Genomic DNA, 24927 nt, shown 5'->3' on the forward strand with positions numbered 1-24927 from the left:
TTAAAAATGTTTATATTACCATTCGCAAATCATTTTGATTGAGACAAACATGATTTTAATCAAGATGAATTAAGTTTAAAACAAACAGAAGAATTATTTGCAAAAATAGATGATTATTTATGAAGTATATGTGATAAATCTGAATATAAATCATATAGATTTATACAACGAAAATTAAAAGCAAAAAAAGGTTTATTAACTTATAAGCGACGTATTTGTACACATTATAACACAAAAACACAAAAAATGGAGTACGTATCATTATTAGATAATTATCTTGGTGTTAAAAAATATAGTAAACTTGCACCTAACGTTATTAAACAAATTTTAAAATATTTTGCTGATGGTAAAAAGTATCGTGATGTTTGTGATACTTTTATTGAAGATTTAATAAGTAATAGTACAGTTTGTAGAACATATCAAAAATTTGAATTACCAAAAGCAAATATTCCCAAAATACCATTACAACCAAATCAAAATTTATATGTAAATATTGATGATGGTCATCGAAAATTTAAGTTTAATGAAAAACACAATACTAAAAATTGTAAAAAATGTTCGATGAGATTAATAGTAATGTGTACTGGTAAAAAGAAAAATGGAAAATTAATTAATAAAAGAGCTGTATGTAAAATAAGAGTTTCAAAAACAGAAATTGGTGCTGAAAAAACCGCAAAATTAATAGAAAAATATGGTAATTTATTTTTTGAAAACTTTGACCAAGCAAATTTAATAGTTTGTGGAGATAGTGCAAAATGAATTAGAAAAACTGCTACAATTTTAAATGCTAAATTTATTTTAGATAAATTTCATGCTTTTCATGTTTTATTTCTTGGTATAATGGCAGGAAGAAGAAAAAATCAAATTGCTAAATTAAACTATCAAAATGCAATAAATTTATTTGCCAAAGGTCAATATTATGAATTAATTGATTTTTTACAATCATTAACTTTACAATATAAAAAATTAAAAGTTGGTTATTTTATTAATGCAAAAGATGGTGTATTAAACCAAGCATTAGTTGAAAATATTGGTTGCTTTACTGAAACTAATATTAAACAAATTTTAAAGCATATGATTGGTGATAGAACTTATAACATTGATATGTATACAAAAATGGTTAATTTTAAATGTTATCAAATAAATACAATTATCCAGTTATTATAAATTAAAACTTAAATTTGCTGAATTATACTTGTAAGTGCAAGTAAATAAAATTGCAAAAAATTCTCATATAAAAATTTCATAATGCTAAATTTAGTTTAGAAAAAAGTAAGGAGTTTTTATATGAGTTATAAACATCTTGGCATAGATGAAAGGATTTATATTGAGAATCAATTGAAATTTAAATTTAAAATTAGTGAAATAGCTAAAAATCTTAATCGAAGTATTAGTACTATTATTCGAGAAATTAATAGAAATAAAGATAATAATCATGATTTTTCATTAATTGCACAAAATAAAGCTGAAAATCGAAAACAATCACATATTAGTTTTCATAAGTTTAAAAATAAGAATTTAGTAAAATATGTACAACAAAAATTACTATTAGGTTGATCATCTGAACAAATTTATGGCAGAATTAAAAATTTTCATAAAGAGTGAGTTATTAGTTTTAAAACAATTTATACTTGAATTTATTTTGGAATGCTTGATAAAGTTACTAGTAAAAATTTAAGAAGAAAAGGTAAAAAACGAAAATCTAAAGAAAATCGTGGAAAGTTTAATGGTAAATCAATTAAAGAACGAGATATAAATGTTAATGATCGTATAACACTTGGTCATTGAGAAGGAGATACTATAGTATCATCACGAGGTAAAAGCAAATCATGTTTAATAACTTTAGTTGAAAGAGTATCACGATTTACTTTAGCAATATTAGTTAAAAACAGAACTACTAAAGTTATTAATAAAAATGTCAGTTATTATTTATCAATTCTTCCTAAAAACATTGTTAAAACTATTACTTTTGATCGTGGCAAAGAATTTTCAAATTGACAACAACTTGAAAAAAATTTAGATGTAAAAATTGATTTTGCCAATCCATATTCACCTTGACAAAGAGGTACTAATGAAAATACTAATGGTTTAATTAGAGAAAAATTTCCTAAAAAATTTATTTTTTCAAAAACTAATAAAAATGAAGTTCATAAATTTATATTATCTTTAAATCAAAGACCGAGAAAAATACTAAATTATCTTTCACCAATCGAATATTTGGATAGAAAAATAATTTAGTTGCACTTACCTTTACAATTTAGCAAATAAATAAAAATAAAATAAAACTTATTAAAGAAAACTTTAATAAGAATTTTTGAGTTATAAAAGTAAGTATTATTGTTGACTAATATTTTTGAAGTGTTAAGATTAACTTACAATTGCATATTGAAGTCTAAATTATTCTCGTCTAAACTTATAATTTAAAGACAAATTTGAATATTATTGACAACATCGGTATGCTCCCTAATTGGGAGCGTACCGAAGATGTCGATAAATAAAAATTTTTAAAAATAACTCCTTTCTTTTTTAAACTATTAAATTAAAAAATAAATGACAAAAGACGAGAATAAAATTCTTGTCTTTTTTTGTAATTGTAAAATTTTAAAATTTTTAATAACCGTCTTTAGCACTATTATCAACACGTGTTAGGGAAATAAAAAAGTGAACTACAACATAGTTGTTAAAAATAGTAGCTAGCATGTGGACTTGCATGGATAAATAAAAAGTGGAGTGATACCTAATAAAATATACTAACCAGAAATGGTAATTCTTGGGGTGGGAGCGAATTGGAAACTAGTATATATAGACCCGGAGTGGGGACCAACTATTATTCTTTATTTAACCAACCTTGCCACTACCAAGTGAGCAAGTGTTGGTTTTATTTTTTATTTTTTTTTGAAAAATTTTTGGGCGAGAAAATAAATTTCAAACTTGTAAAAAAAATTGAGCGGGACCGGTTCAATTAAAATATTAATTTGCTAAACGCAAATTAAATAAATATTGAATCGAATGCCTCAATGTTTTTTAAAATTTCACAATTTATTTTTGAGCCCAGAATTGCTGGAATGAATAAAACAAATAGTAGTATTATTAATAATCTAAGAATAAAAATATATGTTCTTTATGCTAGAAGCAACAGAACATATTAGGAAAGGATTATTATGCAAATAGAATTTAAAAAAGAACAAATTGTTAAAGATAAACCACAATCTATTCTTATTGATTATGTTGAATATAAATTATCTCTTCCAAAATGAATGATTAAAAATAATTCTTTTATTGTTGATAACAGTTGCACATATTGAGTTTTTAATTTAGAAAATATTAAAAAAGAATTAAGTGGTAATGAATTAATAAAGTTATTAGAACCATATATTAAAGACCAAAAAATAACTGTTAATAAACCAACTGCTCCAAAAGAATATTATCTTATTAATGATATAAAACTTGAACAATTAACATTTTATGAACAGCATAATAGTTGATTTATGGGTGAAATAACAGATAACAAAACTAAAATTACTAATCCTTGTTTTAAATATAACATTACGTGAGAAGAAAACCGAAAAGGTTTTAAAATAAATAATCCATATAAACATGATGATTTACCAATTAATTATATAGTTACTTCTTATAAGGAAATTTCAACTCATAATGAAAAAGTATTTTTGTTGAACATGTAAACAAAATAAATTAGATTATTTATTCTTTAATACTAATGATATAAAAACAAGAAAATATTTTTTAAGAGATAAAAATAGTAAAGCAATTTGTTATGACTGTATTTTAAATATTAGGTTAAGTAGGAGGTATAAATATGAATAAAGAAAAAATACTTGAATATCTTAAAGATGAATGAGAATGAAATAAAGAAATGAGAGACGATGAAAAAGTAACTAAACTTTGAAAAAGTTGTTTTAATGGAAGATTAAATCTTATATCTCAATTAAATCAAAAAATTAAAAATGGTGAATTTGATTAATAATGCAATATGACTTAATTATTGGGATTGACCCCGCTGGTATTGGTAATAATGGAATTGTTATATATTCAAATGAAACAAATAGGATTATTTATACAGAAACATTCAACACAACACATGTTTTTGAAAGTAAAAATCGTTATAAAAGAATATTATCAATAATCAAAGAACAATTTTTTGAAAACAAAATATTAGTTATTGTAGAAAATTTCTTTTTAAGTTCAAAACAATTATTAACTAATCCATTAGCAACTCCTAAAATTATTGGTTCATTAATGGTATTAGTACAAGATGTTTTCAACTGAGATTATCTAGAAAACCAACCAAAAAATAAAAATAAAATAACAAATTATAAAGGAAATATAAAATTAACAAAACATGAACAAGATGCATATAAACACATTCAATACTATTTAAGGAATTATAAAAATGAAAGATAAAGCCAATTATGTCAAATTAACAGTAAAACTAAGTAACACTATTGAAGCAAAATATTACGAAAAAGGTAATAAAGAATTATATTATAGTGTTCGTGGTCAATGAAATGGTTTAAACTATGTTACTTTAATTTTTAATAATCCAAAATTTTATAACCGATGTATTTTATTAAACAAAAACGATGAAATTATTGTCACTGGTCAAATTTTTAATACTTTAAACATTCCTAAAAATCGTGTATTTTGTTCAATTAATGTTAAATGATTTAAAAAATGAAAAGAGTAAAAAATGATATGATGAGAAATTTTATTAATAGCACCAATATTAATAACAAGTATAACACTAATAATATTTTTAATATTTATTATTAAAGAATTAAAAAATGAATATAAAGTATTAAAAATATTAAGTGAAATTGCTAATCAAATTGAAAATAAGGAGAATAAATAATGAAATGTTTTCTTTGCATGCATGGAGAAATATATTCTCCAAAAACCTTGTATAAAATAAAAAAATTGAAAAAAATAATTTACCAAGATAGAGATATTGATAGTGAAGATTTTAAGAAAAGATATGAATATCTTTTAAAAAAATTAGGTGATGGTGATAATCAAATTATTTGAATAAATTTCTTAATAAAGCAAGAAAGAAATAATAGAAAGGAGAATAAATAATGAATAAAGAAGTATGTTGTGAAGATTGTTGTGTATGTGATAAAAAACATGATTTATTTACTTGCGAAAAAAACTGCTGAGAAAATGTATGTGAACATTGTTATCAAGGTGATAAAGAACATAGAAATAAAGTTGATGAAATTAATAAATCAAGACATAAAAATTGTATTAATAAAGAAAGATTTATGCAATATCTTAAAAACACATATCGCTTAAACGGATATTATGAAGAAGTTTATAAACCAATTAAAACCAGAATTAAAGACCGGTGATTTGATAATGACTAATTATTTACTTTCAATTGACCCAAGTATTAAAAATACTGGATTTACTTTATGAAAAAAAGTTTATTTACATGATAAATATGATTTTTGAAATTGAAAACCAATATTTGTTAAAAGTTATAATTTAAAAGAATATGATGGACAAAGAAAATTTTATTGAGATATAAAAGTTAATGATAATGAATTGGATTTAATTATTGAACGTGGTACTTTTAATTCAAAAAATGGTATTGGTTATGAAACTCAAGAACATTTACGTGGTTTTATTGCAGGACAATTTAATAAATTATTAACAAAAGATATGTTAATAAGTCCAAGTGAATGAAAGAAATGATATGAACGTTATGACCCACCTATTTTTTGATTAAGACCTTGAGATAAAGAACTAAGTATATATGTTGCTGAAGAAATTATTAAAGAAAATAATTGAAATATAAAAATATCAAATCATGATGAAGCAGATAGTTTATTAATTGGTTGATATTATTTAAATAAGGAGAATAAATAATGAATAAAGAAAAATTACTTAAATATATGAAAGATATAATTAAATGAACTAAAAAAATTAATTATACAAACTCTGATTTGGACAAAAATATTTTAAATTTATTAATTGAAAAAATAGAAAAAGGTGAATTTGATAATGACTAAATTAACAGATTTATTTGGTCAAGATAAAATAGAAATATTTTCACCAAATCCCAAAGATTTAACAGATAGTAATGATATAAAAGCAATTATTTTATGACAATATCCTAATGTTATTGCTGAATATTTAGTTGTTTCTCAACCACATGCAAATACTGCTATTTTAGTTGGTGATAACGTTCACTATACAGGTTGAGTTGAAGTGTTTATTAAACCCAAAAATGAAGGAGTAAATGAAAATGCCAAATGACACGAATGTACAATCAAATAACTATACTTTATTAAAAATAATAAGAATTGGAATAAGTCCATTATCAGCAATGATTGGTACAAGTGCTTATTATGGTCAAATTATTGGTAATCCAGTATTAGGAAGTATTAATGCTTTATTATTTAGTAAAAAGTTAGGAATTGATATATGAAACTTAAATCAAATGCCAAGTACTAAAAAGAAAATATTAAATTCAAGTAAAAAAAATATTATTAGGTTTAGGAACTATTGGTTTAATTAATTATGCAAAATTTACAAAAATCAATCCTAATCCTGAACCACCACCTTGATTAACAACTACTACCACAGAAACACCACCATGACCATTATTATTAACTAATGATAATAAACAACAAATGGATTGAGATACATATATTAGTTTAAGTACTTATGGTATATCAAATCTAATTGGTGGGTTAAGTGAACTAATACCTAATAGATTTGAAGTAATAAGAAAAATATGTAATATGGCAACTAGTGGATGTCTAATTTCAAGTGGTGTAGCTATGGGTATAAATAATGATTTTAATAATGCTTATGCAGTACCAACAATAGTTGCTGGTGCAAGTGAAATTATACATAATTTATTACCTATGGAAACTACAAATTATAATCAAGAAATGCAAGAAACATCATTTACAAATGAAACAAGAAGATTAATTAATAGTGATGCTATTAGTAATAATAGTGGAAGTAGTGATGTTTTATATGAAAGACCAACTACATATGATAGTTTATAAAGGAGATGATAACTAATGAATAAAGAAAAATTGATTGAATATTATAACAATGAAATTCAGACATATAAAGAAAGAATGGAACAATTAAATAAAGAAATATCTTTATTGGTAACTATTATAAGTAATTCAAAATCAATGATTGAAAGAATTAATAATGGTCAATTTGACGAATAATTAAAAATAAATAATTGAAAGGAAATAATTGAAAATGAAAGAATTTTTACATGAATTAATTATTATTGGAACAAGTGTAGGAACATTAATTTGTAGAGAATTAATTGTTTGATTTAAAAGATTTATTACAACTCCAAAACATATTAGAAGAAATAATAAAGGGATGAAACATCAAAAAAAATTAGCAAAACTTAATGAAAAAATTAATGGAAAAGAAAATAAATAATAAAGGTGTGATTTAAATGTTAGAAAATGAAACTAATGTTGAACAAAATACTGAACCTTTAATTGAAAATAATAATTTACAACAAGAGCAAGAAATTAAGATTGTTGAATTAGAAAATAAGTTAAATAAACTTAATCAAGAAATTAAAGAAAAAGAAATAATTAATATATTTAAAAAATATCAAGTTAAAAAAGAATTTTATGAATTTTTAAAATTTAAAACAAGTAATATAGAAAATTCAAAAATTGAAGAAACTATTAAAAAAATGATTAAAGAACAACCACTATTTAAAGAACCAATTAATACAGGTGGTAAACAAGAAACAATATTAACAAATCAAGAAACTTCAATAAAAAGTAGTTTATTAGATTATAAAAAGAAAAATAATTTATAAAAGAAAGGAAAATTTAAAATGCCAAATCCAGTGCCATTTAAACAAAATTTAGATAATACTACAAAATTAGTAGAAACACCTGAATTTATAGAATTTTATAAACAATCAAATAGTCCATGAGCAAGTTTTTTTCCAATTGAAATGGTTAATTCTACAAAAATTGAATTTATAGTTAAAAAACCAAAAGACCCAACATTCAAAATACTTCATTGAAATGATAAAAGTAAAGGATTAGAAGTTGGTTATGTTGATACTGATAAAATTATTAAAGAAATTACAAAAGAAGCTAGTACAGGAGAAATGATTGGTGAAGTTGATTTATTTGCAGATAATGGGCAAAATTTACTAGAAAGTATGCAATATGAAGTTGCTAATGATTTAGCAGATTATTTAGCAAATAATGATACAAATACAATTGCTAAATCTGCCAAAAAAGTAATCATTACTGATACAACACCAGTAGGATATTTAAAATCAATGTTATCAGCATGAAATACTTTATTTCAATTAAGAAATAGTAATAATTGTAAATTTTTTATAACAAATAGTCTTTATGATACTTTAGTTTATTTAGCAGATAATAAAGGTTTAATTACTGATAATCAACTAGCACAACAATTAAGATTAAATGGAACAAATTTATATATTAAAGGTGTATTATGTCAAATTGTTATGGATGATTATATGACATTTAAAAATACTGAAAATAAAAATCAAATTATGAATTTTGTTTTAGCAACACCAAAAGCAATGAAAAGATATATGTTACAACAAACTAGTATATATGTTGAAGATATTAAAGATGGTAAAGTTCCAAAAAGATATTTAGTTGGTGGACAAGTAACAGGAGAATCTATTCCTTATATGTCAAACTCAGAAACAGAATCAAGATGAATGTTATGTGGTATTGTTAATAAAAAATATTTAAGTGAAGAAATTACAACATTAACAACTAATATTACTGCTGATACTACTAAAAAGAATAAATTATTAGATACAACAATTAAAAATACAACTGAACTAAATAATTTAAATCCAAATTTAACAACTCCAATTATTAATTATTTTAGTGATGCCCAAGGTCAAGTTGATGTAAGTAATCAAAACCAAAAAGCAGGAGATTTATATGTAGTAATCACTACTAATGACACTGATAAAAATTATCAAGGTTCAACAAATCCTATAAAAATAACTCTTAAATAAGGATAATTATTATGCCAATTGGTACAACTAGTACAGCAATACTTTTAAACATAAATAAACCAAAACATACTAGAACAAGTCAACAACAAGAAAATAAAAGTTGATGATGAGAAATTTTAGAAATGATTGGTGTACAAGTAATAGCAGTAGCACTTGCTCCTTTTACTGGTGGATTAAGTGAAAGTTTAGCACTTGGTTTAGGTGCAAGTGATTTACTTGCTAGTATTAGTGCTGTTGGTGTAGAGTTTTTAACTGATTTTACTATTAATCAAGTTTATGATTATTTAAAAGGAAATGTTACACCATTAAATACTTTTTTTAATATATTACCTGCATTTGCTGGACTTAATAGAATTAGTCGTGGTTATCGTACAACTAAATTTATTAGTTTAGCAGAAAAAACTAAAACATTAGAACAAATTGGCATTAAAAAAGCAAAAAATTTACAAGAAATCATTAGTCAAGTAAGTGGAAAAGAAATTTTAACAGATAAAATTATTGGAAATAAACGTTATTTATTTAATTATAACCATGCTCCAAATCGCGAAACAATAATACAAAATTTAGGTTTTGTTGCTGAAAGACAATATAAAAATAATTTTGCAAAATTAGAAGTACAAGAATTAAAAAATTATTTATTATTACAAAATGAATTAATAAAGTTAAGTCCACAGTTAACTCCTAAATTTAAAATTAAAGATATTGATAAAGCAAACAATTTTTTACAAAAATATAATACTGATTTAAAAGAAGTATTAAAAATGAACCAACATGACTGATTAAATTTAGTTCATACAATACATGCAGAAAATAGATATGGAAAATCTTTAATTTTAGATTTACAAAAAATTCGTGCTAATGCAATTAAATTTAATTTTAAAAATAGTTCAATTCATAAATTAGTATTAAAAGCAAATCAAACTTTTAAATATTTTGATATTAAATTTTATTTTAAAAAAGGTTTAAATAAATTTTGAAAAGATACTTCATATTTTGAAAAAATAAGAATAAATATTTATAAATTACAAGAGAAATTCGAAAAATTAGAAAAACAAGCATTTGAAAAAATTAATAAATTAAAAGAAAAAACAATTGATGTATTTACAAGTGCTGAAAAGAAAGCAATTAAACATGCACAATTAATTCCATTAAATTCACCAGTATTTATGGCTTGTAAAATTCAACCTTTATCATTAGATAAATGTGGAATTACTATTTATCATCGTAATCCTAAATATAAACCAATTGTAGTTATTGATAGTATTATCAAAGCAGAAACTTTTGTTATTCAAATACATCCATTTCATTGATATAGATGATATAGCGGTTGATATATTGGATATGGAGTTAGTCAAAATAAATGATTAAAAAGTATTGCTTTTGCTCTACCAGTTGTACAACAAATGATTAAAGATAGTTTTAAAATTTATAGGCAAATATTAAGGACAATTAGAACTTATCATAAAGTAGTTAATGTTATTAATAATCCTATTGATAATGTCAATAAATCATTTAAAAGGGTGGGTTTAAAATTATCAGTTAATACTGTATTTGGTACTGGATTGTTAAGACATTTAGAAAAATTTGCATATAATCAAGTTGTAAAAAAAGGAAATAAAAAATTACAAAAAGAAATTATACATATATCACATAGAAAAACTAAATCAAAAACCAAACGTTATAAAAAAGCATTTTTTAAGGAATGATAAAATATGATTAATAAACTTTGAACTGGTGTCAGTTTAGAAAATTATAATAACTGATATCCATTAACTGGAACAATTACAGAAACACCACGACAATATATAAATACATGACCAAATGTTGATGATTGATTTAAAACATTTGCTATTCGTGCTCAAAATGATATTAATGCTTATCTTGATTTTATTTTATCTAAATTTCCTTTTGATAGTTTTAAAGATGAATTAATTAAAGAAACTTTAAGAGATATGGTTTATGTTATGGTTGAACATTGAGTATTTAATCGTACACCAATTGAATTTAATGTTGATGCTACTATTCAATTTAATAATGGTAATCAATTTAGTGCAAGTAGTACTCCTACGATTAATATTTGAGATTTAGCACCTAGTAGAATGAAAATATGAGCAAGATTAACAGAATTAAAACAAATATTTTCAAATTATAATAATGATGAAATAGATGTTGAAAAAATTGACTTAAAAGCATTTTATACTAGAAACCAAGTTAATGAATTAATTCAAGAACAAAAAGAATTTACATTATCAAAGCAAATAAAATTATATGATGATACCATTAATGGTAATAAAAATGAAACATATAGGGGACCAGTTACAAATTTAATAAATAAAGGTTATGTTGCAACAGAATATGACTCAAAAACTGAAACTATGATTTTAGATTGACCTAATGAAATTGGAACATTACCACCTGATGTTTTACAAAACAATCCACAAATTGGTGATTATACACATGCACCAACTTGTGATTTTTCTGCTAAACAACAAAAACGAATTACTAAAAATGAAAATGAAATTACCAAATTAAATAGTGAATTAATTAAAACAAACGAAAATATTAATGATGTTAAAAATAATTGATTTAATATTGAAACTAGTCCCTTATGAAAAAAAGTTGAAAATAATAATATAGAAATATTTAAATGATATTTTATTAAAATCAGTTATCAATATTCAACAGAAAATAACTTTATGAAATTTTATAAAGTAATTAAAATTTATTTAAATAATGTTTTTAACGAATTTGAATTGTTAAATGTTGATTCCATGACTTATGGAGAACAAATACAAAATAAAAATATTTTAAATATTGGAACTATTTACTATAACAATAAAAAGAAACAATTTAGTGGTGGTGGTAATTCTTATCCTGAACTTGGAAAAATTAATTTAATTGGTGATATAGAAGAAATATATCAATATCAAGGAATAGATACACCAACTGAATTTATAGCAGAAGAAAATACTGAACATGATTATTATACAAAACTAGAAACAAATCAATTATTAGATAAAAAACAAGATAAGTTAATTGCTGGTGAAAATATTAAAATTGATGAAAATAATAAAATTAGTGCTACTTGCGGGAAAACTGATTTAACTGATTATTATAAAAAAGAAGAAGTAGATAAAAAATTAGACAATAAAATGGATAAAGACCAATTCAAATATGCTTTTTCTATAAATACTATTGGTACTGAAATTCCTAATTTAGAAACTACTGATAAAACTGTTGCTGGTGCTATTAATGAAATTATCAAAAAACAACCACAACCAATTCCTCCAAGTAGTTCAATTTGAAAAGAAGTAGGAATAAGAGAAAAAAATAAATGAGATAATTGACAAATTACTTATGATTTTATAGTTAATAAAAGATATAAAGTTTATTATTCTTGAAATATATATAATAATGTTTTTGCAATTAAAGAATTTATTATAACTAATACAAAAATAGCAGGTGTACCAATAGAAGTTTTTAACAATAATACTAATGTCTTAGTTTTATCAGTACAACACTCAAAATTTATTACTATTTATTCTTTAAAAGGTAGCGATAAAGGTAATACATGAAAAGTAGAAGAATTACAGGAATAAAATTATGATTTGAAAAATTATAAAAATTATTTTAAGTTTAATTGGAGTTTTATTATCTTCTGCTGTTGCTGGTTTAATTATATTTATTATAGTAAAAATTGTCTTAAAAATTAATCAAATATTTTAGAAAGGAGAAAAAAATGAAACCTTTTTGACCAAGAAAAGATAAAACAAATATTAATAATAATGAAGAAAAATCTAAATTAATTTTTTTAGAAAATAAAAGTACACACACTTCTATTTTAAGTTATTTTGGTTTTAATGATTTTAATCATGAGACTTATTTTACTGATTTTGTTGCTGAAAATAATGCTAATTTATATAATGCTCCATTGGATATTAATAATGAAACTATTAAACAATATTTAATTAAACAAGAATTTTATAGAAAGAATTGAAATTCTATTTTTAAATTAAGCAAATTAGGAATTAGTGGTTATTTAATTTATATTGCTAATGATGATTTATATTTTCAAGTAGTAGATATACAGCAAAGAATTTATGATATTACTGGTAAATTAATTCAATGTACTATTTTTTATGATAGTTATCAACAAAATGCACAAACAGTAAGATTATTTGAAGTTTATAAATTAAATAATGAACAAGTAACTATTAATCGTGCAATTTATAGTATTAGTGATAATAAAAAACAATTTCCTTTACCTTTTAAAGAATATAGTAATAATCCTAATTTAGAACAAGAACAAACATTAAATATTAATTATATTCCAATAGCAATTATGAGAAATAAAGCAAATGAGTTAGCAGATTGTAATAAAGTAATGGATAAAATTAAAGCATTAGATGTTATTTATGAACAAATTGTTTTAGATACTATTTTAAATTCACCAAAGTTTATTTTTGACCAAACTTATGGTAATGCTAAATCTACAATGGATGAAGCCGTAAGAACATTAGTTACTAACAACTATATTTGAAAAACTACTGGTGATAATAATGAAAAAAGTGAAAATATTAATATGACAAGTAGTAATTTTAAAGGTAAAAATTTAACTGATATATATGATTGAAATATTAATGAAATATTTAAACGTTGTGGTATTCATATACCAAGTCAAAAGAAATCAGCACAACAATCGGTTCCCGAAAGTACAGCGGTAAATATTTCAACTATTAATTATATTGAACAAAAATTATGACAATTTAATATTGATATTCTTAAATTTATTCAAATATTAGTACGTTTAGATAAAGATTTATTAAATAGTAAAACATTTAATATTAATGATGAACAAGAAATTAATAACTTAACAGTTAAATTAAAATTATTTAATCCAGAAAATAACCAATTAATAGGAGAAAACAATGGAAAACAACAACAAACCACAAACGAAGTTTCCACAGAAACAAACTAAACTTAATCAAGCAGAAATAGAAAATGATTATTTAATTGATAATATTCCTTATGATTTTACTAATATGATGAGTGCTACTAGTGACCCTGATATTAATAGAGCATACGATGAATTTAAAAAAAGAAAAATTTATATTTATGAAATTGAACGTTTATTTAAAAATAATGAAAATAATAGTTTAAGATTTTCAGCAAATAATATTAAAATAGGTTTTATTGATATTGATAAAGTATTAAAAACTACTGCTGTTGAAACATCTGATTTTACTATGCAATTAAATCAAAGAGCAAGTACTAATATTAATGACAATACAATTGAATATAGTATGACTGATATTAAAAATTTAATATTTCAAGAAATAAATTTATTAAATCAATTTAAGTTATATGCAGTTAGTATAAATGAACCATTAACTGAAAATAATATTGATAATTTATATATTATTAATAATTATTCAGAACCTTATCAAAATCCAAAAACTAGAAGTACTAAAAGTATTACTATTATTAAAATTAAAGACTTTAAAACAAGAGATGGTTATCCAATTATTATTAAATTACAAAAACCACTAGATAAAGACACCAAAGTTATTGGTTTAAAAATTAAAGCACCTAGAAGCATGATTTTTGGCAATATAAAGGTACTTGGTGAAGTCGACAATATGGAGGTATACCCAAAGTTATTTGTCAAAGATAAGATAGCATTTCCGCTATTATCAATGCCTATTGAAACTCAACCAAAAGTTAGAATATTACAACAATGATTTAGTGAACAAATATTACCTTGAAATTTAGCAAAACAATTTATAGGACAAGAAAAATCAGTTTTAGATTTAATTGCTATTGGTGGTGGTAGAGAAACAAGAAAAGAAATTATTAATAATGCAAGAGTAACTAATGATAAAATTGGTTATGATGTTTCTAAAAATTCAAAAGTATGACCATTATCTGATGAACTAGAATTAAAAGATAAAAAATTAGAGTCATGATTTTTAGTAAGTGACTATAATTTATTTATTTCTACAACAAATAAATTTCATGATGTTGAACTAGAAATAAAAGATAGACCACCAATTGATAGTTTACAAAAAGTATTATTAGATATGTTAACTTATACATATACTTATAATAGAAACTTTGATGGTGCATCATTAAGTAATGTTTTAAAAGAAATGAATGATTTAGATAAAATTCGTGCTAAGTTTGAAGGACAAAAACCAAATGAAGTTATTACTAATTTATTTAAACAATGAGAATTAGATTATCCTAACTATACAAATTTACCAAAAGTTAAAATATTAAAACAAATAGTTATAATGCTATCAAAAAATATTTATTCAACCATGTCTATTAATAACGGTTTAAATGATGACTATAAATTATTATTACCTTATTATTTTGAATTAAAATCAAATCCTATACATTCTACACCTGATAAGATTTGAGAATTTAAAGATATAAAAGTAGTATTAAAATCTGCATATTTTGATTTTACAGATATCAATAACATTAAACTAAAAAACAATGACATTAGTCAAAATGAATTATTGAAATTAGATGATAATCAATTTAACTGACTATCCATAACTAATGAATTAGAAAGCAATAATATACCATCATTAATTCCGGCAGATTGAACATTAGGTAATGGTGAATATGGAAAATATTTTACAAGATTAATTATTAATAAAAATAAAACCGAAAATGCTTTAAATTTATATGGTTCAAATAAATCACAATTATTTTCTAAATTAGAATTTTATAAAGAAGTTTTACAAATTGACAATAATAGTGAATTTGAATTACAAATTGAAAATCCAATTAATAACTTAAATCGAATTGAAGTTAGCGGACTATTTGGTGCTGGTAATTATGATTTAATTTTAGTAACAAATAAACAAGAAATAAATTTAAATAATATTAATTTATTTGATAAATATAATGAAAATATTTCTTATATAAATTTAGAAATTTAATTATCAAAATATCCATCTGGATAAATACCATCTCATTTTACTGCATCATCAGTTAATTTATTTGATGCTCAGTAAAGAGTAATTTTATGTTTATTACTTACTGGTCTTGCTCAAATAGTTGCCCCCCAGTGTGCTTCATGGTCGTAATCATAAAAATATGTTAATTGATTATTTTTATTATATGAAACTATTCCTAAGATTAAACCGGTAACACCAGTTATTACAGCAAATGATAATGATATTTTTTGAAAATTTGTTTTTATTCATGTTTTCATAATAAATATCTCCTTTTTTCCTTGATTTTACTTTTAAATTGTACTATTTTTGATTATTTTTACAAGTATGCTTTTAAAAGCAAAATAACGCCTAAATTAAAGGTGTTTATTTTTTGATACCTATAATATTAATTGTATTGCGCTTATTTATTATATTGCAAATGTGAAGATACTTTTTTTTACAGTAGCATTATTTTTACCCCTAATTACATTTTTATATGGATATAATGCATAAAATAATGCATCATAAGGGTCTTGATACATATTTTTGTCAGGAATGTTAGTTTTGGTTTGGTCATAACGTAATTCTTCTAAACATTGAGTTGTTTTTGGTAAATCATCTTTATTTGCATAAAAGTTTCCATAACTCATAATATTTCTCATTCAAACTACTCTATTAGTTAATCCGGCTTCTTGATTTAAATTTGAAGCATGTTTAATAGCGGTTTGTGTTATTAAAATAGTATTGTGTTCATCAATTAATTTTTGATTTAATCAATCCATTGCTGTTCTTGCTTTATCATCATAAAAATAAATTGCTTGTTCAAAATTTTCAAAATTATCCATTAATCCTAAAATTTCATTAACATAAGCATTAATTTTTTCATTTTCATTTATAAAATCATTTGGAGTAACTACTAATTCACAAATAATATAAGCATCATAATAACCAGTATTATTATATTCTTTAAAACCAACTACCATAAATACAGTATGGTCTTTTGGTCCCGTAGCTCAATCAATACCAACACTATAAAAATCAAATTTATACATTTCTTTTTCTTGATTATAAAATTGTTTTAAATCATATGATTGTCAATATTTTACTGTTTTTTGAAATGGGAAAATTGTTGCATCGCTATCTAAAAATTCAAAACCATAATAAACAGTATTATATTCATCTGGATTACTTTTTTCCATTTCTAATAATGTTCTTTGTTGAATGTCAGGTAATTTATTTCAAAATGGTTGAATAGTAAATCTTAAAACAAATAAACCTAAACCACTAAACATATCTTTATTTTCATAATAAACTTTACCAACTTTTTTAAGATTTTTCATGACTTCATCATTTAATGGTAAAAATGGTGTACAGTATTTTAAATAAAATGGATGATATTTATCATAAGGATTACATGTAAAAGTAATGAAAAAACTTTTATAAAAATAACGAGTAATCTTTTGTCCAAAGGTACAACTATATATATTTTTATCAATAAATGTTCAACTTCACTCTTTAATAGGTTTATTTGATACTTTAATACGATTACTTCTAAACATAGAGTTTTGTAAACGTTCATATCGATATGTTAATTGTTTTTCAGTTAATGTTTCTTTTTCTTCTGCCATAATAATTTCATCTGTTCTTGAACCTAAAAAACTTGACCCACCTGCTTCTTTTCCAAAAATCTTATTACCATTAGCATAACCAATAAAGTCAATTTGTTGATTACTTGGAAAGATAATACATCCCCCATCCTTAGTAATTTTTCATTTAATGCCATGTGGATTATTAGGTAATAAATTAATATTATATGTATCTAATAAAACTTGACAAACATTCATTAAAGCACCAATTGTAGTTTCACTATGAGTATTTTCATATCTTCTTACTTCTTGAACACTACTATCTCTAAAATTACAACATATAAATAAATCAAATGCTAAACAGTTTCAAGTTTTTCTTGTTCCACGTGCTGTTGGAACAAAACGATAAAAACAATTAGTAGTAAAATATTCTGCTCATTCATCACCAACAAATTCTTTAAAAATATCTCAACTAAAACCATAATTATTATCACTAAAATTAAGATTATATTTTTTATTTAATTGTCCATAACTACTAATAAAAGCCATATTTACTCCTTATTTTTTAAAAAAAATTAAACTTAAATTATTAACAAACAAAAATTAGAAAGGAACATTAAAAATGTTTATATTACCATTCGCAAATCATTTTGATTGAGACAAACATGATTTTAATCAAGATGAATTAAGTTTAAAACAAACAGAAGAATTATTTGCAAAAATAGATGATTATTTATGAAGTATATGTGATAAATCTGAATATAAATCATATAGATTTATACAACGAAAATTAAAAGCAAAAAAAGGTTTATTAACTTATAAGCGACGTATTTGTACACATTATAACACAAAAACACAAAAAATGGAGTACGTATCATTATTAGATAATTATCTTGGTGTTAAAAAATATAGTAAACTTGCACCTAACGTTATTAAACAAATTTTAAAATATTTTGCTGATGGTAAAAAGTATCGTGATGTTTGTGATACTTTTATTGAAGATTTAATAAGTAATAGTACAGTTTGTAGAACATATCAAAAATTTGAATTACCAAAAGCAAATATTCCCAAAATACCATTACAACCAAATCAAAATTTATATGTAAATATTGATGATGGTCATCGAAAATTTAAGTTTAATGAAAAACACAATACTAAAAATTGTAAAAAATGTTCGATGAGATTAATAGTAATGTGTACTGGTAAAAAGAAAAATGGAAAATTAATTAATAAAAGAGCTGTATGTAAAATAAGAGTTTCAAAAACAGAAATTGGTGCTGAAAAAACCGCAAAATTAATAGAAAAATATGGTAATTTATTTTTTGAAAACTTTGACCAAGCAAATTTAATAGTTTGTGGAGATAGTGCAAAATGAATTAGAAAAACTGCTACAATTTTAAATGCTAAATTTATTTTAGATAAATTTCATGCTTTTCATGTTTTATTTCTTGGTATAATGGCAGGAAGAAGAAAAAATCAAATTGCTAAATTAAACTATCAAAATGCAATAAATTTATTTGCCAAAGGTCAATATTATGAATTAATTGATTTTTTACAATCATTAACTTTACAATATAAAAAATTAAAAGTTGGTTATTTTATTAATGCAAAAGATGGTGTATTAAACCAAGCATTAGTTGAAAATATTGGTTGCTTTACTGAAACTAATATTAAACAAATTTTAAAGCATATGATTGGTGATAGAACTTATAACATTGATATGTATACAAAAATGGTTAATTTTAAATGTTATCAAATAAATACAATTATCCAGTTATTATAAATTAAAACTTAAATTTGCTGAATTATACTTGTAAGTGCAAGTAAATAAAATTGCAAAAAATTCTCATATAAAAATTTCATAATGCTAAATTTAGTTTAGAAAAAAGTAAGGAGTTTTTATATGAGTTATAAACATCTTGGCATAGATGAAAGGATTTATATTGAGAATCAATTGAAATTTAAATTTAAAATTAGTGAAATAGCTAAAAATCTTAATCGAAGTATTAGTACTATTATTCGAGAAATTAATAGAAATAAAGATAATAATCATGATTTTTCATTAATTGCACAAAATAAAGCTGAAAATCGAAAACAATCACATATTAGTTTTCATAAGTTTAAAAATAAGAATTTAGTAAAATATGTACAACAAAAATTACTATTAGGTTGATCATCTGAACAAATTTATGGCAGAATTAAAAATTTTCATAAAGAGTGAGTTATTAGTTTTAAAACAATTTATACTTGAATTTATTTTGGAATGCTTGATAAAGTTACTAGTAAAAATTTAAGAAGAAAAGGTAAAAAACGAAAATCTAAAGAAAATCGTGGCAAGTTTAATGGTAAATCAATTAAAGAACGAGATATAAATGTTAATGATCGTATAACACTTGGTCATTGAGAAGGAGATACTATAGTATCATCACGAGGTAAAAGCAAATCATGTTTAATAACTTTAGTTGAAAGAGTATCACGATTTACTTTAGCAATATTAGTTAAAAACAGAACTACTAAAGTTATTAATAAAAATGTCAGTTATTATTTATCAATTCTTCCTAAAAACATTGTTAAAACTATTACTTTTGATCGTGGCAAAGAATTTTCAAATTGACAACAACTTGAAAAAAATTTAGATGTAAAAATTGATTTTGCCAATCCATATTCACCTTGACAAAGAGGTACTAATGAAAATACTAATGGTTTAATTAGAGAAAAATTTCCTAAAAAATTTATTTTTTCAAAAACTAATAAAAATGAAGTTCATAAATTTATATTATCTTTAAATCAAAGACCGAGAAAAATACTAAATTATCTTTCACCAATCGAATATTTGGATAGAAAAATAATTTAGTTGCACTTACCTTTACAATTTAGCAAATAAATAAAAATAAAATAAAACTTATTAAAGAAAACTTTAATAAGAATTTTTGAGTTATAAAAGTAAGTATTATTGTTGACTAATATTTTTGAAGTGTTAAGATTAACTTACAATTGCATATTGAAGTCTAAATTATTCTCGTCTAAACTTATAATTTAAAGACAAATTTGAATATTATTGACAACATCGGTATGCTCCCGAAAATAAGTTAAATAAACTTAATCAAGAAATTAAAGAAAAAGAAATAATTAATATATTTAAAAAATATCAAGTTAAAAAAGAATTTTATGAATTTTTAAAATTTAAAACAAGTAATATAGAAAATTCAAAAATTGAAGAAACTATTAAAAAAATGATTAAAGAACAACCACTATTTAAAGAACCAATTAATACAGGTGGTAAACAAGAAACAATATTAACAAATCAAGAAACTTCAATAAAAAGTAGTTTATTAGATTATAAAAAGAAAAATAATTTATAAAAGAAAGGAAAATTTAAAATGCCAAATCCAGTGCCATTTAAACAAAATTTAGATAATACTACAAAATTAGTAGAAACACCTGAATTTATAGAATTTTATAAACAATCAAATAGTCCATGAGCAAGTTTTTTTCCAATTGAAATGGTTAATTCTACAAAAATTGAATTTATAGTTAAAAAACCAAAAGACCCAACATTCAAAATACTTCATTGAAATGATAAAAGTAAAGGATTAGAAGTTGGTTATGTTGATACTGATAAAATTATTAAAGAAATTACAAAAGAAGCTAGTACAGGAGAAATGATTGGTGAAGTTGATTTATTTGCAGATAATGGGCAAAATTTACTAGAAAGTATGCAATATGAAGTTGCTAATGATTTAGCAGATTATTTAGCAAATAATGATACAAATACAATTGCTAAATCTGCCAAAAAAGTAATCATTACTGATACAACACCAGTAGGATATTTAAAATCAATGTTATCAGCATGAAATACTTTATTTCAATTAAGAAATAGTAATAATTGTAAATTTTTTATAACAAATAGTCTTTATGATACTTTAGTTTATTTAGCAGATAATAAAGGTTTAATTACTGAGAATCAACTAGCACAACAATTAAGATTAAATGGAACAAATTTATATATTAAAGGTGTATTATGTCAAATTGTTATGGATGATTATATGACATTTAAAAATACTGAAAATAAAAATCAAATTATGAATTTTGTTTTAGCAACACCAAAAGCAATGAAAAGATATATGTTACAACAAACTAGTATATATGTTGAAGATATTAAAGATGGTAAAGTTCCAAAAAGATATTTAGTTGGTGGACAAGTAACAGGAGAATCTATTCCTTATATGTCAAACTCAGAAACAGAATCAAGATGAATGTTATGTGGTATTGTTAATAAAAAATATTTAAGTGAAGAAATTACAACATTAACAACTAATATTACTGCTGATACTACTAAAAAGAATAAATTATTAGATACAACAATTAAAAATACAACTGAACTAAATAATTTAAATCCAAATTTAACAATTCCAATTATTAATTATTTTAGTGATGCCCAAGGTCAAGTGGATGTAAGTAATCAAAACCAAAAAGCAGGAGATTTATATGTAGTAATCACTACTAATGACACTGATAAAAATTATCAAGGTTCAACAAATCCTATAAAAATAACTCTTAAATAAGGATAATTATTATGCCAATTGGTACAACTAGTACAGCAATACTTTTAAACATAAATAAACCAAAACATACTAGAACAAGTCAACAACAAGAACATAAAAGTTGATGATGAGAAATTTTAGAAATGATTGGTGTACAAGTAATAGCAGTAGCACTTGCTCCTTTTACTGGTGGATTAAGTGAAAGTTTAGCACTTGGTTTAGGTGCAAGTGATTTACTTGCTAGTATTAGTGCTGTTGGTGTAGAGTTTTTAACTGATTTTACTATTAATCAAGTTTATGATTATTTAAAAGGAAATGTTACACCATTAAATACTTTTTTTAATATATTACCTGCATTTGCTGGACTTAATAGAATTAGTCGTGGTTATCGTACAACTAAATTTATTAGTTTAGCAGAAAAAACTAAAACATTAGAACAAATTGGCATTAAAAAAGCAAAAAATTTACAAGAAATCATTAGTCAAGTAAGTGGAAAAGAAATTTTAACAGATAAAATTATTGGAAATAAACGTTATTTATTTGCTAAATTGTAAAGGTAAGTGCAACTAAATTATTTTTCTATCCAAATATTCGATTGGTGAAAGATAATTTAGTATTTTTCTCGGTCTTTGATTTAAAGACAATATAAATTTATGAACTTCATTTTTATTAGTTTTTGAAAAAATAAATTTTTTAGGAAATTTTTCTCTAATTAAACCATTAGTATTTTCATTAGTACCTCTTTGTCAAGGTGAATATGGATTGGCAAAATAAATTTTTACATCTAAATTTTTTTCAAGTTGTTGTCAATTTGAAAATTCTTTGCCACGATCAAAAGTAATAGTTTTAACAATGTTTTTAGGAAGAATTGATAAATAATAACTGACATTTTTATTAATAACTTTAGTAGTTCTGTTTTTAACTAATATTGCTAAAGTAAATCGTGATACTCTTTCAACTAAAGTTATTAAACATGATTTGCTTTTACCTCGTGATGATACTATAGTATCTCCTTCTCAATGACCAAGTGTTATACGATCATTAACATTTATATCTCGTTCTTTAATTGATTTACCATTAAACTTGCCACGATTTTCTTTAGATTTTCGTTTTTTACCTTTTCTTCTTAAATTTTTACTAGTAACTTTATCAAGCATTCCAAAATAAATTCAAGTATAAATTGTTTTAAAACTAATAACTCACTCTTTATGAAAATTTTTAATTCTGCCATAAATTTGTTCAGGTGATCAACCTAATAGTAATTTTTGTTGTACATATTTTACTAAATTCTTATTTTTAAACTTATGAAAACTAATATGTGATTGTTTTCGATTTTCAGCTTTATTTTGTGCAATTAATGAAAAATAATGATTATTATCTTTATTTCTATTAATTTCTCGAATAATAGTACTAATACTTCGATTAAGATTTTTAGCTATTTCACTAATTTTAAATTTAAATTTCAATTGATTCTCAATATAAATCCTTTCATCTATGCCAAGATGTTTATAACTCATATAAAAACTCCTTACTTTTTTCTAAACTAAATTTAGCATTATGAAATTTTTATATGAGAATTTTTTGCAATTTTATTTACTTGCACTTACAAGTATAATTCAGCATTTAATTATAACCATGCTCCAAATCGCGAAACAATAATACAAAATTTAGGTTTTGTTGCTGAAAGACAATATAAAAATAATTTTGCAAAATTAGAAGTACAAGAATTAAAAAATTATTTATTATTACAAAATGAATTAATAAAGTTAAGTCCACAGTTAACTCCTAAATTTAAAATTAAAGATATTGATAAAGCAAACAATTTTTTACAAAAATATAATACTGATTTAAAAGAAGTATTAAAAATGAACCAACATGACTGATTAAATTTAGTTCATACAATACATGCAGAAAATAGATATGGAAAATCTTTAATTTTAGATTTACAAAAAATTCGTGCTAATGCAATTAAATTTAATTTTAAAAATAGTTCAATTCATAAATTAGTATTAAAAGCAAATCAAACTTTTAAATATTTTGATATTAAATTTTATTTTAAAAAAGGTTTAAATAAATTTTGAAAAGATACTTCATATTTTGAAAAAATAAGAATAAATATTTATAAATTACAAGAGAAATTCGAAAAATTAGAAAAACAAGCATTTGAAAAAATTAATAAATTAAAAGAAAAAACAATTGATGTATTTACAAGTGCTGAAAAGAAAGCAATTAAACATGCACAATTAATTCCATTAAATTCACCAGTATTTATGGCTTGTAAAATTCAACCTTTATCATTAGATAAATGTGGAATTACTATTTATCATCGTAATCCTAAATATAAACCAATTGTAGTTATTGATAGTATTATCAAAGCAGAAACTTTTGTTATTCAAATACATCCATTTCATTGATATAGATGATATAGCGGTTGATATATTGGATATGGAGTTAGTCAAAATAAATGATTAAAAAGTATTGCTTTTGCTCTACCAGTTGTACAACAAATGATTAAAGATAGTTTTAAAATTTATAGGCAAATATTAAGGACAATTAGAACTTATCATAAAGTAGTTAATGTTATTAATAATCCTATTGATAATGTCAATAAATCATTTAAAAGGGTGGGTTTAAAATTATCAGTTAATACTGTATTTGGTACTGGATTGTTAAGACATTTAGAAAAATTTGCATATAATCAAGTTGTAAAAAAAGGAAATAAAAAATTACAAAAAGAAATTATACATATATCACATAGAAAAACTAAATCAAAAACCAAACGTTATAAAAAAGCATTTTTTAAGGAATGATAA

33 protein-coding genes are annotated in these 24927 nt (G+C 22.6%); 30 read left to right on the forward strand and 3 right to left on the reverse strand.

All coding sequences use genetic code 4. The features are described from left to right. The first annotated feature begins 6 nt into the window (after positions 1–6). The 24 genes from AAHM79_RS04745 (at position 7) to AAHM79_RS04860 (ending at position 15987) form a co-directional block, all read left to right on the forward strand. Positions 7–1167 carry an Mbov_0401 family ICE element transposase-like protein gene (locus tag AAHM79_RS04745; protein WP_342257203.1) on the forward strand — a complete coding sequence of 387 codons (1161 nt, stop codon included), beginning with the start codon at positions 7–9 and terminating at the stop codon, positions 1165–1167. A 120-nt stretch (positions 1168–1287) separates the two neighbouring features. Further along, positions 1288–2238: an IS30 family transposase gene (locus tag AAHM79_RS04750; protein ID WP_342257204.1), complete on the forward strand. Its 951-nt coding sequence runs from the start codon at positions 1288–1290 to the stop codon at positions 2236–2238. 779 nt (positions 2239–3017) lie between these two features. After that, on the forward strand, positions 3018–3149 hold the full coding sequence (locus tag AAHM79_RS04755) for a hypothetical protein (protein ID WP_338958910.1): 132 nt from the start codon (positions 3018–3020) through the stop codon (positions 3147–3149). 12 nt (positions 3150–3161) lie between these two features. Further along, positions 3162–3683 carry a hypothetical protein gene (locus tag AAHM79_RS04760; RefSeq protein ID WP_342257837.1) on the forward strand — a complete coding sequence of 174 codons (522 nt, stop codon included), beginning with the start codon at positions 3162–3164 and terminating at the stop codon, positions 3681–3683. A gap of 134 nt (positions 3684–3817) precedes the next feature. Beyond that, positions 3818–3982 carry a hypothetical protein gene (locus tag AAHM79_RS04765; RefSeq protein ID WP_338957566.1) on the forward strand — a complete coding sequence of 55 codons (165 nt, stop codon included), beginning with the start codon at positions 3818–3820 and terminating at the stop codon, positions 3980–3982. A gap of 2 nt (positions 3983–3984) precedes the next feature. Next, positions 3985–4422 (forward strand): hypothetical protein, encoded by a 438-nt coding sequence (locus tag AAHM79_RS04770; RefSeq protein WP_338957565.1) that lies wholly within the window; start codon positions 3985–3987, stop codon positions 4420–4422. Then, complete coding sequence (locus AAHM79_RS04775; protein WP_338957564.1) at positions 4412–4705, forward strand: hypothetical protein; 294 nt, start codon at positions 4412–4414, stop codon at positions 4703–4705. Before AAHM79_RS04770 ends, AAHM79_RS04775 begins: the two co-directional genes overlap by 11 nt. Before the next feature lie 3 nt (positions 4706–4708). Continuing rightward, complete coding sequence (locus tag AAHM79_RS04780; RefSeq protein WP_338957563.1) at positions 4709–4870, forward strand: hypothetical protein; 162 nt, start codon at positions 4709–4711, stop codon at positions 4868–4870. Between the two features lie 17 nt (positions 4871–4887). Further along, a complete protein-coding gene (locus AAHM79_RS04785; protein WP_342257316.1) occupies positions 4888–5094 on the forward strand; it encodes a hypothetical protein in 207 nt (68 codons plus the stop codon). Further along, a complete protein-coding gene (locus AAHM79_RS04790) occupies positions 5094–5381 on the forward strand; it encodes a hypothetical protein (protein WP_338957561.1) in 288 nt (95 codons plus the stop codon). The genes AAHM79_RS04785 and AAHM79_RS04790 overlap by 1 nt, the downstream gene beginning before the upstream one ends. Further along, positions 5320–5886 (forward strand): hypothetical protein, encoded by a 567-nt coding sequence (locus AAHM79_RS04795; protein ID WP_342257836.1) that lies wholly within the window; start codon positions 5320–5322, stop codon positions 5884–5886. Before AAHM79_RS04790 ends, AAHM79_RS04795 begins: the two co-directional genes overlap by 62 nt. After that, the gene (locus tag AAHM79_RS04800) at positions 5886–6029 is read left to right on the forward strand and encodes a hypothetical protein (RefSeq protein WP_338957559.1); all 144 of its coding nucleotides are present in this window, start codon (positions 5886–5888) and stop codon (positions 6027–6029) included. The genes AAHM79_RS04795 and AAHM79_RS04800 overlap by 1 nt, the downstream gene beginning before the upstream one ends. Next, a complete protein-coding gene (locus AAHM79_RS04805; RefSeq protein ID WP_342257835.1) occupies positions 6022–6297 on the forward strand; it encodes a hypothetical protein in 276 nt (91 codons plus the stop codon). Before AAHM79_RS04800 ends, AAHM79_RS04805 begins: the two co-directional genes overlap by 8 nt. Continuing rightward, complete coding sequence (locus AAHM79_RS04810) at positions 6266–6538, forward strand: hypothetical protein (protein WP_342257221.1); 273 nt, start codon at positions 6266–6268, stop codon at positions 6536–6538. Before AAHM79_RS04805 ends, AAHM79_RS04810 begins: the two co-directional genes overlap by 32 nt. 115 nt (positions 6539–6653) lie before the next feature. Then, positions 6654–7037 carry a hypothetical protein gene (locus AAHM79_RS04815; RefSeq protein ID WP_342257220.1) on the forward strand — a complete coding sequence of 128 codons (384 nt, stop codon included), beginning with the start codon at positions 6654–6656 and terminating at the stop codon, positions 7035–7037. A gap of 15 nt (positions 7038–7052) precedes the next feature. Next, positions 7053–7211 carry a hypothetical protein gene (locus AAHM79_RS04820; protein WP_338957552.1) on the forward strand — a complete coding sequence of 53 codons (159 nt, stop codon included), beginning with the start codon at positions 7053–7055 and terminating at the stop codon, positions 7209–7211. A gap of 34 nt (positions 7212–7245) precedes the next feature. Next, positions 7246–7437: a hypothetical protein gene (locus AAHM79_RS04825; RefSeq protein ID WP_342257834.1), complete on the forward strand. Its 192-nt coding sequence runs from the start codon at positions 7246–7248 to the stop codon at positions 7435–7437. Between the two features lie 16 nt (positions 7438–7453). After that, on the forward strand, positions 7454–7831 hold the full coding sequence (locus tag AAHM79_RS04830) for a hypothetical protein (RefSeq protein WP_342257219.1): 378 nt from the start codon (positions 7454–7456) through the stop codon (positions 7829–7831). Positions 7832–7849: 18 nt separating this feature from the next. Then, positions 7850–9034 (forward strand): hypothetical protein, encoded by a 1185-nt coding sequence (locus AAHM79_RS04835; protein WP_338958609.1) that lies wholly within the window; start codon positions 7850–7852, stop codon positions 9032–9034. Positions 9035–9045: 11 nt separating this feature from the next. Next, on the forward strand, positions 9046–10743 hold the full coding sequence (locus AAHM79_RS04840) for a hypothetical protein (protein ID WP_342257833.1): 1698 nt from the start codon (positions 9046–9048) through the stop codon (positions 10741–10743). A gap of 3 nt (positions 10744–10746) precedes the next feature. Beyond that, positions 10747–12633 carry a hypothetical protein gene (locus AAHM79_RS04845; protein WP_342257832.1) on the forward strand — a complete coding sequence of 629 codons (1887 nt, stop codon included), beginning with the start codon at positions 10747–10749 and terminating at the stop codon, positions 12631–12633. A 4-nt stretch (positions 12634–12637) separates the two neighbouring features. Next, positions 12638–12760, forward strand: a complete 123-nt coding sequence (locus AAHM79_RS04850; protein ID WP_338957828.1) for a hypothetical protein — start codon at positions 12638–12640, stop codon at positions 12758–12760. 13 nt (positions 12761–12773) lie between these two features. Continuing rightward, a complete protein-coding gene (locus AAHM79_RS04855) occupies positions 12774–14012 on the forward strand; it encodes a hypothetical protein (protein ID WP_338958617.1) in 1239 nt (412 codons plus the stop codon). Further along, positions 13963–15987 carry a hypothetical protein gene (locus AAHM79_RS04860; RefSeq protein ID WP_342257831.1) on the forward strand — a complete coding sequence of 675 codons (2025 nt, stop codon included), beginning with the start codon at positions 13963–13965 and terminating at the stop codon, positions 15985–15987. The genes AAHM79_RS04855 and AAHM79_RS04860 overlap by 50 nt, the downstream gene beginning before the upstream one ends. Here the strand turns inward: AAHM79_RS04860 and AAHM79_RS04865 are convergent. Further along, positions 15984–16262, reverse strand: coding sequence for a hypothetical protein (locus AAHM79_RS04865; protein ID WP_338959597.1), 279 nt, complete (start codon positions 16260–16262; stop codon positions 15984–15986). The two genes, AAHM79_RS04860 and AAHM79_RS04865, sit on opposite strands and share 4 nt — an antisense overlap. Before the next feature lie 150 nt (positions 16263–16412). Beyond that, positions 16413–18119 carry a hypothetical protein gene (locus AAHM79_RS04870; protein ID WP_342257830.1) on the reverse strand — a complete coding sequence of 569 codons (1707 nt, stop codon included), beginning with the start codon at positions 18117–18119 and terminating at the stop codon, positions 16413–16415. A 73-nt stretch (positions 18120–18192) separates the two neighbouring features. Between AAHM79_RS04870 and AAHM79_RS04875 the strand changes: the two genes are divergently transcribed. The 5 genes from AAHM79_RS04875 (at position 18193) to AAHM79_RS04895 (ending at position 22668) form a co-directional block, all read left to right on the forward strand. Then, on the forward strand, positions 18193–19353 hold the full coding sequence (locus AAHM79_RS04875) for an Mbov_0401 family ICE element transposase-like protein (protein ID WP_342257203.1): 1161 nt from the start codon (positions 18193–18195) through the stop codon (positions 19351–19353). A gap of 120 nt (positions 19354–19473) precedes the next feature. Then, entirely contained in the window at positions 19474–20424 is a 951-nt protein-coding gene (locus AAHM79_RS04880) for an IS30 family transposase (protein WP_342257204.1), read from the forward strand. Between the two features lie 379 nt (positions 20425–20803). After that, positions 20804–20932 carry a hypothetical protein gene (locus AAHM79_RS04885; protein ID WP_342257205.1) on the forward strand — a complete coding sequence of 43 codons (129 nt, stop codon included), beginning with the start codon at positions 20804–20806 and terminating at the stop codon, positions 20930–20932. An 18-nt stretch (positions 20933–20950) separates the two neighbouring features. Next, positions 20951–22135 carry a hypothetical protein gene (locus tag AAHM79_RS04890; protein WP_342257206.1) on the forward strand — a complete coding sequence of 395 codons (1185 nt, stop codon included), beginning with the start codon at positions 20951–20953 and terminating at the stop codon, positions 22133–22135. An 11-nt stretch (positions 22136–22146) separates the two neighbouring features. After that, positions 22147–22668 (forward strand): hypothetical protein, encoded by a 522-nt coding sequence (locus AAHM79_RS04895; RefSeq protein WP_342257207.1) that lies wholly within the window; start codon positions 22147–22149, stop codon positions 22666–22668. 12 nt (positions 22669–22680) lie between these two features. Here AAHM79_RS04895 and AAHM79_RS04900 read toward each other — a convergent pair whose 3' ends face one another. Further along, on the reverse strand, positions 22681–23631 hold the full coding sequence (locus tag AAHM79_RS04900; RefSeq protein WP_338979395.1) for an IS30 family transposase: 951 nt from the start codon (positions 23629–23631) through the stop codon (positions 22681–22683). A 348-nt stretch (positions 23632–23979) separates the two neighbouring features. Here AAHM79_RS04900 and AAHM79_RS04905 point away from each other — a divergent pair, with 348 nt between their 5' ends. After that, the gene (locus tag AAHM79_RS04905) at positions 23980–24927 is read left to right on the forward strand and encodes a hypothetical protein (RefSeq protein WP_342257208.1); all 948 of its coding nucleotides are present in this window, start codon (positions 23980–23982) and stop codon (positions 24925–24927) included.

The organism is Spiroplasma endosymbiont of Nomada ruficornis, assembly GCF_964030795.1.
Taxonomy (GTDB): domain Bacteria; phylum Bacillota_I; class Bacilli_A; order Mycoplasmatales; family VBWQ01; genus Spiroplasma_E; species Spiroplasma_E ixodetis_A.